The organism is Janthinobacterium sp. GW456P, assembly GCF_002127655.1.
In the GTDB taxonomy this organism is placed as follows: domain Bacteria; phylum Pseudomonadota; class Gammaproteobacteria; order Burkholderiales; family Burkholderiaceae_D; genus Janthinobacterium.
Window position 1 is genome coordinate 14,044 of record NZ_NEHB01000042.1, and the last position, 11,902, is coordinate 25,945.

Sequence of the window (11,902 nt, forward strand, 5' to 3'; positions counted from 1 at the left end):
GGCCTTCAAAAGGTGAATGGGATCACGCCTGGGAAGGTTATAACAAGTTGGCAACCTTTAGCAACAAGGTTTTGTGCCGGCCCTTAACCGGCCAGCGCGGACTCCAGCAACTTGTGCAGTTCGGCAAATTCCGGCTTGCCCACATAGCGCTTGAGGATCTTGCCCTGCTTGTCGAGCACGAAGGTCGTGGGCGTAAGCGCCACGTCGCCATAGGCCTTGGCCGCCTCGCCCGTCACGTCGAGCGCCACCTTGAACGGCAACTGGCGCGTTTCGGCGAAGTTCAGCACGTAGTTGGCCGGATCGTATTTCATGGCCACGGCCACGAATTCCAGGCCCTGCCCCTTGTATTTGTTGTAGGTGTCGACCATTTCCGGCATTTCCGCCACGCAAGTGGTGCACGAGGTGGCCCAGAAATTGACCATCACCACCTTGCCGCGCAGGCTCGCCGAGGAAATTTTTTCGCCATGGATGCCGTGGAAGGTCACGTCCGGCGCGCTTTGCTTGTTGTTCAGCGACAGATAGCCGGCCGCCGCCACGCCCGCCACGCAGACGGCGATCAGGGCGGGCTTGATCCAGGACTTGCTTGCGGAGGGCGAAGTTGACATGGTTTTTACTTGGGTAGCGCGACGATGCGTCCATTATAGACGCATCGTCAGTCTGGCGCCGTAGGTCAAACGGCGGAGGCGTTTATTGCTGGACCGTATCGCTGACCGTGCTGGTCGTGCGCTGCTGCGGCGGATCGGGCTGCAATTGCTTCAGCTCCGCTTCCGAAATGTAGTCGAACAGCTTGACCACTTTCTGCACGCCGCCCACGCCGCGCGCCACGTCGGCCGCGACCGTGCCTTCGCGCTGGGTCACGCGGCCCATCAGGAAGACGGTGGCGTTTTCCGTGACGACCTTGAACGAGGCGGCCGAGATGGTTTTCATGTCGACCAGGCTGGCCTTGACCTTGGTGGTGATCAGCGCGTCGTTCGAGCGCGAGGTATAGCTGGCCGGGCCGGCGATGATCAATTCATTGGCCACCGATTCAACGCCCTCGATATTGCGCACTTCGCGCTCGACGGCATTTTTCATCGCCTCGTCGCGCACTTCGCCCGTCAGCAGGACGCGGCGGTTGAAGCTGGTGACATTCACGTGGCCCACGTCGCCGACGATGGAGGGGATGCGCGATTCGCCTTTCAGGGCGATCGACTTGTCTTCGGTCTGGGCGCCCAGGGTGCGGCGGTCCGCCGCGGCCACGCCGCCCATCACCGCGCCGCCGACCATCAATTCGATGCAGCCGGTGAGCGAGGTGAGCATGGCGCCGCACAGCAGTGCGGTGGCCAGCGGGCGTTGCACGCGTTTCCAGCCTGGGCCAGTACCGAATTTAGTCATTCACGTCTCCTCCGAATAGGGCGACGTCGATGCCGTCGCAGATGCAATGTATGGTGGTCAGGTGGACTTCCTGGATGCGCGCCGTGCGCTCGGCCGGCACGCAGATATGCACGTCGGCGTCCGTCAGCATCTTGCCGATGGCGCCGCCGTCCTTGCCCGTCAGCGCCACGACGCGCATTTCGCGCTCGAGCGCCGCTTCCACGGCGGCCATCACGTTGGCCGAATTGCCCGACGTGGAGATGGCCAGCAGGATGTCGCCGGCCTGGCCGAAGGCCTGCACCTGCTTCGAGAAGATCTCGCGGTAGCTGTAGTCGTTGGCCACGGCCGTCAGGATCGAGGTATCCGTCGTCAGCGCCAGGGCCGGCAGCGGAAAGCGTTCGCGTTCGAAGCGCCCGACCAGCTCGGCCGCGAAATGCTGGCAGTCGGCGGCGGAACCGCCGTTGCCGCAGGCCAGGATCTTGTTGCCGTTGGACAATGCATAAAACATCAGGTCGATCGCCTGCGCAATGGGTTGCGCCAGTACGGTAGCGGCCTGGATCTTGAGTTCGGCACTTTCGTGGAAGTGCGAGAGGATGCGTTGATTATTCATAGTCTGCCGATTATAGTGCAGGCGCGCGGCATGGCGGACAAGCACTGTTAAAAATGCTTACATATCGAGGATGTTCTTCAGCCAGCTGATGCGCCCGCCATCGATGGCCAGCGCGTCGAAGCGGCACGGCGGCACGGTTTTTTGTCCCAGCAGCCAGGTTTGCGCCGCCACCACCATGCGCCGCTGCTTGGCCGGCGTGATGCTGGCCAGGGCGCCGCCGAAGGCCGCGCTGCTGCGCAGCCGCACTTCGACGAAGACGATGCACGGCCCATCGCGCATGATCAGGTCCAGCTCGCCGCCCTTGCACAGATAATTGCGTTGCAACAGCACCAAGCCTTGCAGCAGCAGATACGCGAGCGCATCGTCTTCCCCCTGCCGTCCCCGTTCCCGTTTGTTCCAGAAAGCGAAGGGCGGCATGGCGCGTGTCCTTATTGTACCGGCGGCGTGGCCGGCGCGGCCGGGGGCCAGGTGCCCAGCACGCCCTGCTGGTATGTGGCGGCTTGTTCCGTGCGCTCGAATACGCTTTGATCATCGTCAAAGCGCACGGCCAGGCGCCCCGTCACGCCATCGAGCGTGAACGGCGCGTTCGGACGCAGCGCCACTTCGCGCGCCACGCGGAAGGCATCGATACCCAGCGCGTACAGGCGTTCCATGTCCGCCGTCAGGCGCGCGTCGGCCGGTTGCGGCGGCTGCGGATACACCATCACTTGCGGATGGTCGCGCCGCACTTGCCACGGCAAGTCCAGCAGGCGCGCCCCGTCGAGCTCGGGACCGCTGGCGCCGCGCCCGGCGCCGGGGTTCAGTGACGAGGTGCCGTACAGGGGCAGATCGCTGCCGATGGCCACGCGCAGCTGGCGCGCCTGGTCGGCGTCGAGGGCGGCAAACAGCAGGCCCGGCGACGTGGCGGCCAGGCGCGCGCGCAGCTGCACCAGTTCCGCATCGCTGAGGTAGCCATTCGTGGCCGTCAAGTCCATCGTTTCGATCTTGCCGCCCTGGCGCAGCCATTCCTGCTTGAAGGCGGCGCTGATGCGGCGCTGCGAGGGCGAACCGGCCGACAGCACCAGCGCGCTGGCGCCCGGCTGCTCGCTGGCGGCCCAGGCGGCGACCTGGCGCGCTTCCGCCTCGATCGACAGGCCCATCACCAGCAGCTTGGCCGGCAGGCGCGCCTCGCCCCGGTTGTCGGGGTGGTTCAGGGCGATCGTCGGTTTACGTACCAGGTCGCTATTTGCCACGGCCGTGACGGCCGAGCGCGACAAGGGACCGACGACCACGTCCTGTTCTTCTTGTGCCTGCGCAAACTTGTTCAGCACGTCGCTGCTGCCGTCGCCCGTATCGATCACCGTCACTTCGAAGCCGCCGCGGTCGCGCTCGTACGCGGCCATGAAGCCGGCGCGCAGCAATTCGGCCGCCGGGCCCAGGGACGCCGAGCGCAGCGGCAGCAGCAGGCCGATGTGGTGGACCTGGCCGTCGGACGGCGCCGGCGCCGTGGCGGCCGGCATGTCCTGCGGCGTGCCGGTGGCCGGCTTGGTGGTGGTGGGCGCCAGCGGCGCGCCGCTGCCGTCGTACGCGATAATATCGGGCACGGCCACGGCGAACGTCACCGGTTCGGGCGCGGGCGGCTTGGGCGGCACGGGCGGAGGCAGCGGCTTCGGTGGCGGCAGCGCCCTTGTGTTAGATTCAATAGGCGCGCACAATTGCCCGGGCGCGTCGCAAGGCGTGCTGCAAGCGCTCAGCATGCCGGTCGCGGCACAAACAAGCAGTAACTTCACACTATTAGCAAGCATTCAACCTCCAAAATGACCGTACAAGAAATCAGTAACATCGCCAGCCTGCCCATCATGACAGAGGCGGCGCACCAGGTCTATCCTATCGCAACATTGTATATAGTGGCCACGCCGATCGGCAATGTGACCGATATCAGCCTGCGCGCGCTGCACTTGCTGAGCCTTGCCGACGCCGTCGCCTGTGAAGATACGCGCAACACGGCGCACCTGCTGACGCGCTTTGGCTTGAACAAGCCATTGATTGCGGCGCATCAACATAACGAGCGCGAAGTGGCGCAAACCCTGATCGCCCGCCTGCACGCGGGCGAGCGCATCGCCCTCGTTTCCGACGCCGGCACGCCCGCCGTGTCCGACCCCGGCGCGCGCATCGTCGACGCCGTGCGCGCGGCCGGCTTGCGCGTGCTGCCCCTGCCCGGCCCGTCGGCGGCGATCACGGCCATTTCCGCCAGCGGCTTGTTGAATGACCAGTTTTACTTTGTCGGCTTCCTGCCGGCCAAGGCCAAGCAGCGCGAAACCATGCTGCACAGCCTGCGCGGCGTGACGGCGACCATGGTGTTTTATGAGGCGCCGCACCGCATCCTCGATTGCGCCACGGCCCTGGTGGAAGCGTTCGAGCCGACGCGCCAGGTGGTGTTCGCGCGCGAACTGACGAAACTGTTCGAGGAAATCCACCGCTGCCCCCTGTCGGAAGCGGAAAGCTGGATCCGCGCCGACGCGCACCGCGAAAAGGGCGAGTTCGTCGTCCTGCTGGAAGGCGCCAGCGAAGCGCAGGACGCGGAAGACGTGGAAGCGGAACGTATCCTGAACATCCTGCTGGCCGAATGCAGCGTCAAGCAGGCGGCCAACCTGACGGCGCAGATCACGGGCCGCAAGAAGAACGCCCTGTATGAACGGGCGTTGCAGTTGAAGGGGCAGGAATAAGGGCATCAGGACGGCGGCTTGACATCGAGTGCACTTGCCGCCGCGAGCAACTGTTCCACATGCTCGATCAACTCGTCGACAAAGCCCTGCGTGACATCGAGATCGCCCTCGTATTCCGCCAGGTTGCGCTTGCGGTGCGCCTGATTGAATAGCAGCCACTGCTGTGGCGTGAAGCCAGCGTGTGTTCCAGACTCTGAAAGACGAGATAGCGGTTGTCGCTGCGATAACCATGTTGACGCAGCGCAGACAGGGCAGCCGCATGCGCGGCGTTATAGGCGAGGTCGAAGCGGCTTTCCAGCGACAGTATCACCTGCCTGGCATCACGCAGGCGCACGGTGGCCGAGCGCAGCAAGCCTGCGCGTTCGCGCGCGTCGGGCGCTTCAGCTTTGAGCTGGCCGATGTGTGCCAGGTTTGCCAGCGCCTGTAAGTTCGGTGAGGTCATCGTTGGAGCCTTTGACAAAAATCTTGGGCTGTTCGAGGATGCGCACGACGAACGACTTGCCATCGTCTATTCTCTGCCGCCATTCTTGCCGCGTGTACAAGGTCGGGTTGATGCTGCGACCCAGCTGCTGCTGCGCTGGCTGCAGCGCTGCCAACAACTGGGCATTCGATGCCATGTTGCCGATCACCATCAGGTCGATGTCGCTGTGCGCCTGTTCCGTGCCCTTGGCCATCGAACCGTACACAAACGCCAGGTCGATTTCCTGCCAATACGGTTGCAGGGCCACGCGCAGCACATCGGCGACACCAAAGGTTTTCAGCACGATGCTGCGCAGCTCGTCGAAGATCGGCGCAGCATGATTTGCCTGGTAATGCTTCTGGTTGCCCACTTTCTTGACGGTTACCAGGGCCGATTTCACCAGCTTGGCCAGTTCGCGTTGCACGGCGCCCGAGCCGATGGCCGCGAAGGCGATGATTTCATTTGCATAGAAAGACCGTTGCGCCTGGCCAAAAAGCAAAGCCAGCACGCGTTGCTGTGTCTTGGAAAACAATGTATCTGCGAAAGTACCCATATTGGGTATGTTAGTACCCAATATGGGTATAGTCAAGCAGTCCATCACCACTTGCAGCCGCTATCCTTCTTGTCGAGCAACATCAGCACAGGCGCCAGCAAGCCCGCCCCTGCATAGGCGGTGCGGCAATCGCCGCGCTTGCCCTGCGCGATGTCGCGCGCCAGCTGGGTTTCCGTTTGCAGCGGCTTGTCGGGGATTTGTCCCACGGCCGTGCCCACCTTGGACGGGTCGCGCTCGCCCGCCATCTTGCGCGCCGTGCGTCTGGCCGCTTCCATGTCGAACTTTGGCGTTTCTTGCGAGAAGGTGTCGGGACTGGCCGCCGACGTGGCCGGTGCGGCTGGCACGACCGTGATGGCTTGCGGGCTGGGCGCTGGCGCGGTGGCTGCCGCCGGTGTTTCGCGGACAGTGGCGCGTTTCGGCTTGCTGATGGGCTTGGGTTCGCGCTTCGGCTTGCCCACTTCGACGGGCGGCGGCGGGGGCTTGGCGGCCAGCGGACGTATCCACACGGCGATCGACTCCACGCGCGGGGCCGTGTCCGGCGGGGCAGACGGCTGGACATGGCGCCAAAGATAGATCAAGGCGCCATGCAGCAGCAAGGACACGGCGATGCCGAGCACGATGCCGCGGTTCCTCGGCATGGGCTGGCCGCCGCCGCTTCCGCCGTTTCTTTCTATACTGAAATCCATTGCCGTCGTCGCCTTCATGTCTGATCGGGAAAACCTGCCAAGCCAGTGTCGCATATTTCAATTGCCTTGAAAAATACAGGCGCCTCAGTGCCGTGCGTAAATAATTTACACAGAGTTTCACCTGGCCCTTGACCGAAGTCGATATGGCCTGTATTATCTTGGTCTTCGGAGTGTGGCGCAGCCCGGTAGCGCACCTGGTTTGGGACCAGGGGGTCCAAGGTTCGAATCCTTGTACTCCGACCAAATTTGTAGAAAAAAACCCAAGAGTTTCGGCTCTTGGGTTTTTTTTCGTCTGTACGGGTCACGTTGCGGGTCACATTGGTCGGGGTAGGTCGGGTAGGTCGGATTAGCGCGCCAGCGCGTAATCCGACAACACCAGGATCATGGCCAACATTGTTGTCGGGTTACGCGCTACGCGCTAACCCGGCCTACGCCGCTGCGCGTTTCGCCGCGATGGCGTTGCCCGCGCGGCTGGAGCCCTTGCGCCCCAGCTGCTGCGAGATGAACTGCCCCGCGTCGACCACCAGGCCCAGGTCGATGCCGGTGTCTATCCCCAGTCCCTGCATCATGTACAGCACGTCCTCGGTGGCCACATTGCCGGTGGCGCCCTTGGCGTAGGGGCAGCCGCCGAGTCCCGAGACGGATGAATGATAAATCGCAATGCCCGTTTCCAGGCTGGCGTAGATGTTCGCCAGCGCCTGGCCATAGGTGTCGTGGAAGTGGCCGGACAGGCCATTCACGTGGAAGGCGGCGATGGCGCGCTGCATCACCGCCTGCGTCTTTCTCGGCGTGGCCACGCCGATGGTGTCGGCGATGTCGATTTCGTCGCAGCCGAGGTCGCGCATGCGGCCCACCACGTCGGCCACGGCGTCGAGCGGCACGTCCCCCTGATAGGGGCAGCCGAAGGCGCAGCTGATGCTGCCGCGCAGGCGCAGGCCGTGTTCCTTGGCCGCTTTCGCCACGCCTTCGAAGCGGGCGATCGATTCGGCGATGGAGCAGTTGATATTCTTTTGCGAGAAGGCCTCGGAAGCGGAACCGAAGATCACCACTTCATCGGCCTTTGCCGCCAGGGCCGCTTCAAAACCCTGCATGTTCGGCGTCAGCGCCGAGTAGATCGTGCCAGCGCGGCGCGCGATCTTTTCCATCACTTCCGCGCTGGTGGCCATCTGCGGCACCCATTTCGGCGAGACGAAGGACGCCGCCTCGATATTGGCGAAGCCGGCCAGGGTCAGGCGGTCGACCAGCTCGATCTTGACGGCGGCGCTGATGGTGTCCTTCTCGTTTTGCAGGCCGTCGCGCGGGCCCACTTCGACGATCTTGACCTGCTTGGGCAGACTGGTGGTCGGGTTCATTTCAATATCCTTGCAAACGGTTGACGATGCCGGCGACAGAGTCTCCGGCGTGCAGGCGGCGCATCTTGGCGGCGATCTGCGCCACGCTTTCGCGGCGCAGGGTGGCGGCCGAAATATGCGGCGTGATGGTGATGCGTGGTTCTTGCCAGAACGGGTGCTGCTGCGGCAGCGGCTCGTTGCGGAACACGTCGAGCGTGGCCCCGGCGATATGCCCGGAGCGGATCAACGTCAATAAGTCCGGTTCGGCCAGGTGCGCGCCGCGCGCCACGTTGATGACATAGGCGCCCGGCAGCAGCATCGACAGGCGTGCGCGGTCGAGCAGGTTGTGCGTGTCCGGCGTGAGCGGCAGCATGCACACCAGCACGCGCGTGCCGCGTAAAAACGCTTCCAGCCCTTCATCGCCCGCAAAACGCTGCACGCCATCGATGTGCTTCTGGCCGCGGCTCCATCCGCGCAGCGGAAATTCGAACTGTGCCAGCGCTTGCAGCACGCGCGTGCCCAGCACGCCCATGCCCAGCACGCCGACGGGGAAGTCCATCTTGTCGAAGGCGGGCAGCGGCTGCCAGATGCCGGCGCGGCCCTGCGCCTCGTAATCGTCGAAACGGCGGAAGTGGCGCAGCACGGCGTGGCTCACATACTCGGCCATCTGCACGCCCATGCCCGCGTCGTCCAGGCGTACCAGCGGTACGTGGGCGGGCAGCGCCTCGCCGAATTTCAACAGCGCGTCAACGCCGGCGCCCGTATTGAAGATGGCTTTGACGTTGGCCAGCTCGGGCAGCATGGCGGCCGGTGGCTGCCACACGACGGCGTAGTCGCATGGTTCAACCGCTTCGCCTTCGCGCCAGAAGATAATGTCGGCCTCGGGCAGCAAATCGCGGAAGTCGCTGATCCACGCCGCTTCCTTGCCGTCCGAGCGTTGTAACAGGATGCGCATGTGCTTACCTCTATGCGGCGGCCTTGAAGGCCAGCAGCGGCGCGCCGTCGGCCACCTGGTCGCCGACCGCATACAGCACGTCTTCCACCAGGCCGTCATGCGGCGCGGCGATCGTGTGCTCCATCTTCATCGCTTCCATGATGACCAGCGGTTCGCCCTTTTTGACGTCCTGCCCCTTGTTCACCAGCACGGCGACGACCTTGCCCGGCATTGGCGCCGTCAGGCGGCCGCCCTCCGCTTCCACTTCACCCGCATGCGCCATCGGGTCGCCGTAGTGCAGCGTGTGGTGCAAGCCGCTGGTGAATACGTGGAACTGCTCGCCATCGCGCAGCACCGTGCCATGCACGGCACGCTCGCCGAGCTTGATGTGCAGTTCGTTACCCTGGCGCGCCGTCAGGGTGAGGGGCTGGCCGTTGAACAGCCAGCCATCGGTCTTGTAGGCGATGCGCGCGGCATAGGCCTTGCTGTCGCCGGCCAGCGTGAATTCATCGGCGAACGACAGCTTGCGTCCCAGGGTGCCGTTCAGGCGCCAGCCCAGGGCATTGCCCCACGGGTCGGCGCGGTGGGCCGACTGCGCTTCGGCGGCCGTTTTCTCTTCCAGCAGCAGGGCGACGCACGCCAGCGCCAGGGCCGTGTCGGGTGCCGGCTGCAGGGCGGGGAACAGCGACGCCTGATTGCGCTCGATCAGCCCCGTATCGAGATCGGCCGAGCTGAATGCCTGGCCTTCGACCAGGCGTTTCAAAAAGGCGATATTGCTGGCCAGGCCCACGATCTGGTAGTCGGCCAGCGCCTGCGCCATGCGCGCCAGCGCTTCGCGGCGGTCCGCGCCCCAGACGATCAGCTTGGCGATCATCGGGTCGTAGAACGGCGAGATCGCATCGCCTTCGCGCACGCCCGAATCGATGCGCACGGCGGCTGGCACCACCGTACCACCGAGTTCGAACGTGACGGCCGAAGGCGACTGCATGTGGCGCAGGGTGCCGATCGACGGCAGGAAGCCCTTCTCCGGGTTTTCCGCGTAGATGCGCGCCTCGATGGCGTGGCCGTGGATCGTCAATTCGCTTTGCTTTTTCGGCAGCGGCTCGCCAAAGGCGACGCGCAACTGCCATTCCACCAGGTCGGTGCCGGTGATCATTTCCGTCACCGGGTGTTCCACCTGCAGGCGCGTGTTCATCTCCATGAAGTAGAACGAACCGTCCTGGTTGGCGATGAATTCCACCGTGCCCGCACCCACATAGCCGACGGCCTTGGCGGCGGCGACGGCCGCCTCGCCCATGGCTGCCCGGCGCTCAGCCGGCATGCCCGGCGCCGGCGCCTCTTCCAGCACCTTTTGATGACGGCGCTGCACCGAGCAATCGCGCTCGAACAGATAGATGCAGTTGCCGAGTGTGTCGGCGAACACCTGGATTTCGATATGCCGCGGACGCGACAGGTATTTTTCGGCCAGCACCTTGTCGTCGCCGAAAGAACTGATCGCTTCGCGCTTGCACGAGGCCAGCGCCGCCTTGAAGTCGGCGCTGTGTTCAATGACGCGCATGCCCTTGCCGCCGCCGCCGGCCGAGGCCTTCAGCAGGACGGGATAGCCGATCTTGTCGGCCTGGCCGTGCAAAAAGTCCGCATCCTGGTTCTCGCCATGGTAGCCAGGCACCAGCGGCACATTGGCTTGCTCCATCAGCGACTTGGCGGCCGACTTCGAGCCCATGGCGCGCATGGCCGATGCCGGCGGGCCGATGAAGACCAGGCCCGCCGCGTGACAGGCGTCGGCGAAGTCGGCGTTTTCGGACAAAAAGCCGTAGCCGGGGTGGATTGCCTGCGCACCAGTGGCCAACGCCACGGCGATGATCTTGTCGCCGCACAGATAGCTTTCCTTGGCCGGCGCGGGGCCGATCAGCACGGCTTCGTCGCAGACGGCGACGTGCTTGGCGTTGGCGTCCGCTTCCGAGTACACGGCGACGGTCTGGATGCCCATGCGGCGCGCGGTAGCGGCGACACGGCAAGCGATTTCGCCGCGGTTGGCGATCAGGATTTTAGTGAACATGGTCTCTCTCTATTCTCTCAAAAAAAGGGCAGCTGTCTCTTGATGGACCTGTTCTGCTGGTTTGTCGGTTTACGCGCTACGCGCCAAACCGACCTACGCATGGTGAGGCTGGATATCGTAGGTCGGGTTAGCCGCCACGGCGTAACCCGACAAGGCTGTCATCAGCAGCCGCACTTCTCTTTCTGCACCGAGTCCAGCATGGCGCCGCGCGTCTGCAAGCCCAGCTTGTTCAGCAGGGTGCGGTCGTCTTCCGCTTCCGGGTTGTCGGTGGTGAGCAGCTTGTCGCCGTAGAAGATGGAATTGGCGCCGGCCAGGAAGCACATCGCCTGCACGGCTTCGCCCATCTGGCGGCGGCCGGCCGACAAACGCACGCGCGCCTTCGGCATGGTGATGCGGGCCACGGCGATCGTGCGCACGAATTCGAATGGGTCCAGCGCTTCCAGGCCGTACAAAGGCGTGCCTTCCACCTGCACCAGGTGGTTGACGGGCACCGATTCCGGATACGGATTCAGATTCGCCAGCTGGGCAATCAGGCCCGCGCGCTGCAATCGCGTTTCGCCCATGCCGACGATGCCGCCGCAGCACACTTTCAAGCCCGCTTCGCGCACGCGGCCCAGGGTGTCCAGACGATCCTGGTATTCGCGCGTGGAGATGACGTTGTCGTAGAACTCGGGCGCCGTGTCCAGGTTGTGGTTGTAGAAATCGAGACCTGCGTTCTTCAGGCGGTCCGCCTGTCCCTCTTCCAGCATGCCCAGGGTGGCGCAGGTTTCCAGGCCCAGCGCCTTCACTTTGCTGACCATTTCTTCGACTTTGTCCATGTCGCGCTCTTTCGGGCTGCGCCAGGCGGCGCCCATGCAGAAGCGCGTGGCGCCGTTGGCTTTCGCCTGGCGGGCCGCGTCGAGCACCGTGTCGATGTCGAGGATTTTTTTCGCTTCCACGCCCGTGTCGTAGCGCGCCGCCTGCGGGCAGTAGCCGCAGTCTTCCTCGCAGCCGCCCGTCTTGATCGACAACAGGGTCGCCAGTTCCACGTCGCCGTCTGGGAAGTTGGCGCGATGCGTTTGCTGGGCCTTGAACATCAGGTCATTGAATGGCAGGTCGAACAGGGCCAGCACGTCGGCGACGGGCCAGGTGGCCGCTTCGGGCACGGTGATACGTGCCGCAGGGCGGTGCAGTTCGACGGTTTTTGCTGCTTCTTGGACGTGAGACATGTG

At 64.3% G+C, this 11,902-nt stretch carries 13 protein-coding genes and 1 tRNA gene; 2 read left to right on the forward strand and 12 right to left on the reverse strand.

The window, feature by feature from the left end; translation table 11 throughout:
• Window positions 1-83: 83 nt before the first annotated feature.
• The 5 genes from CBW66_RS26220 to CBW66_RS26240 all read right to left on the reverse strand — a co-directional run bounded on the left by CBW66_RS26220 (window position 84) and on the right by CBW66_RS26240 (window position 3,594).
• Window positions 84-605 carry a peroxiredoxin gene (locus CBW66_RS26220; protein ID WP_086140499.1) on the reverse strand — a complete coding sequence of 174 codons (522 nt, stop codon included), beginning with the start codon at window positions 603-605 and terminating at the stop codon, window positions 84-86.
• Window positions 606-687: 82 nt separating this feature from the next.
• Complete coding sequence (locus CBW66_RS26225; protein WP_077398288.1) at window positions 688-1,374, reverse strand: BON domain-containing protein; 687 nt, start codon at window positions 1,372-1,374, stop codon at window positions 688-690.
• A complete protein-coding gene (locus CBW66_RS26230) occupies window positions 1,367-1,963 on the reverse strand; it encodes a phosphoheptose isomerase (RefSeq protein WP_034752465.1) in 597 nt (198 codons plus the stop codon). The genes CBW66_RS26225 and CBW66_RS26230 overlap by 8 nt, the downstream gene beginning before the upstream one ends.
• Window positions 1,964-2,020: 57 nt before the next feature.
• Window positions 2,021-2,380: a YraN family protein gene (locus CBW66_RS26235; protein ID WP_086140500.1), complete on the reverse strand. Its 360-nt coding sequence runs from the start codon at window positions 2,378-2,380 to the stop codon at window positions 2,021-2,023.
• Window positions 2,381-2,391: 11 nt separating this feature from the next.
• Window positions 2,392-3,594 carry a penicillin-binding protein activator gene (locus CBW66_RS26240; RefSeq protein ID WP_086140501.1) on the reverse strand — a complete coding sequence of 401 codons (1,203 nt, stop codon included), beginning with the start codon at window positions 3,592-3,594 and terminating at the stop codon, window positions 2,392-2,394.
• A gap of 165 nt (window positions 3,595-3,759) precedes the next feature.
• Between CBW66_RS26240 and rsmI the strand changes: the two genes are divergently transcribed.
• Window positions 3,760-4,668: a 16S rRNA (cytidine(1402)-2'-O)-methyltransferase gene (gene rsmI / locus CBW66_RS26245; protein ID WP_086140502.1), complete on the forward strand. Its 909-nt coding sequence runs from the start codon at window positions 3,760-3,762 to the stop codon at window positions 4,666-4,668.
• A gap of 67 nt (window positions 4,669-4,735) precedes the next feature.
• On the opposite strand, the gene CBW66_RS26250 is transcribed toward rsmI, so the two are convergent.
• From CBW66_RS26250 to CBW66_RS26260, 3 genes are all read right to left on the reverse strand, one after another.
• Window positions 4,736-5,110: a hypothetical protein gene (locus tag CBW66_RS26250; RefSeq protein ID WP_230492189.1), complete on the reverse strand. Its 375-nt coding sequence runs from the start codon at window positions 5,108-5,110 to the stop codon at window positions 4,736-4,738.
• Window positions 5,049-5,636, reverse strand: a complete 588-nt coding sequence (locus CBW66_RS26255; RefSeq protein ID WP_230492190.1) for a nucleotidyltransferase domain-containing protein — start codon at window positions 5,634-5,636, stop codon at window positions 5,049-5,051. The genes CBW66_RS26250 and CBW66_RS26255 overlap by 62 nt, the downstream gene beginning before the upstream one ends.
• Window positions 5,637-5,725: 89 nt before the next feature.
• Complete coding sequence (locus tag CBW66_RS26260; protein WP_139841774.1) at window positions 5,726-6,319, reverse strand: hypothetical protein; 594 nt, start codon at window positions 6,317-6,319, stop codon at window positions 5,726-5,728.
• A gap of 214 nt (window positions 6,320-6,533) precedes the next feature.
• Here CBW66_RS26260 and CBW66_RS26265 point away from each other — a divergent pair.
• Window positions 6,534-6,610, forward strand: a tRNA-Pro gene (locus CBW66_RS26265).
• Between the two features lie 185 nt (window positions 6,611-6,795).
• Here CBW66_RS26265 and CBW66_RS26270 read toward each other — a convergent pair.
• From CBW66_RS26270 to bioB, 4 genes are all read right to left on the reverse strand, one after another.
• Window positions 6,796-7,719 (reverse strand): hydroxymethylglutaryl-CoA lyase, encoded by a 924-nt coding sequence (locus tag CBW66_RS26270; protein WP_086140505.1) that lies wholly within the window; start codon window positions 7,717-7,719, stop codon window positions 6,796-6,798.
• A 1-nt stretch (window position 7,720) separates the two neighbouring features.
• The gene (locus CBW66_RS26275) at window positions 7,721-8,653 is read right to left on the reverse strand and encodes a glyoxylate/hydroxypyruvate reductase A (protein ID WP_086140506.1); all 933 of its coding nucleotides are present in this window, start codon (window positions 8,651-8,653) and stop codon (window positions 7,721-7,723) included.
• A gap of 10 nt (window positions 8,654-8,663) precedes the next feature.
• Entirely contained in the window at window positions 8,664-10,691 is a 2,028-nt protein-coding gene (locus CBW66_RS29820) for an acetyl-CoA carboxylase biotin carboxylase subunit (protein WP_086140507.1), read from the reverse strand.
• Between the two features lie 161 nt (window positions 10,692-10,852).
• Window positions 10,853-11,899, reverse strand: a complete 1,047-nt coding sequence (bioB, locus tag CBW66_RS26285; protein ID WP_086140508.1) for a biotin synthase BioB — start codon at window positions 11,897-11,899, stop codon at window positions 10,853-10,855.
• Window positions 11,900-11,902: the final 3 nt, after the last annotated feature.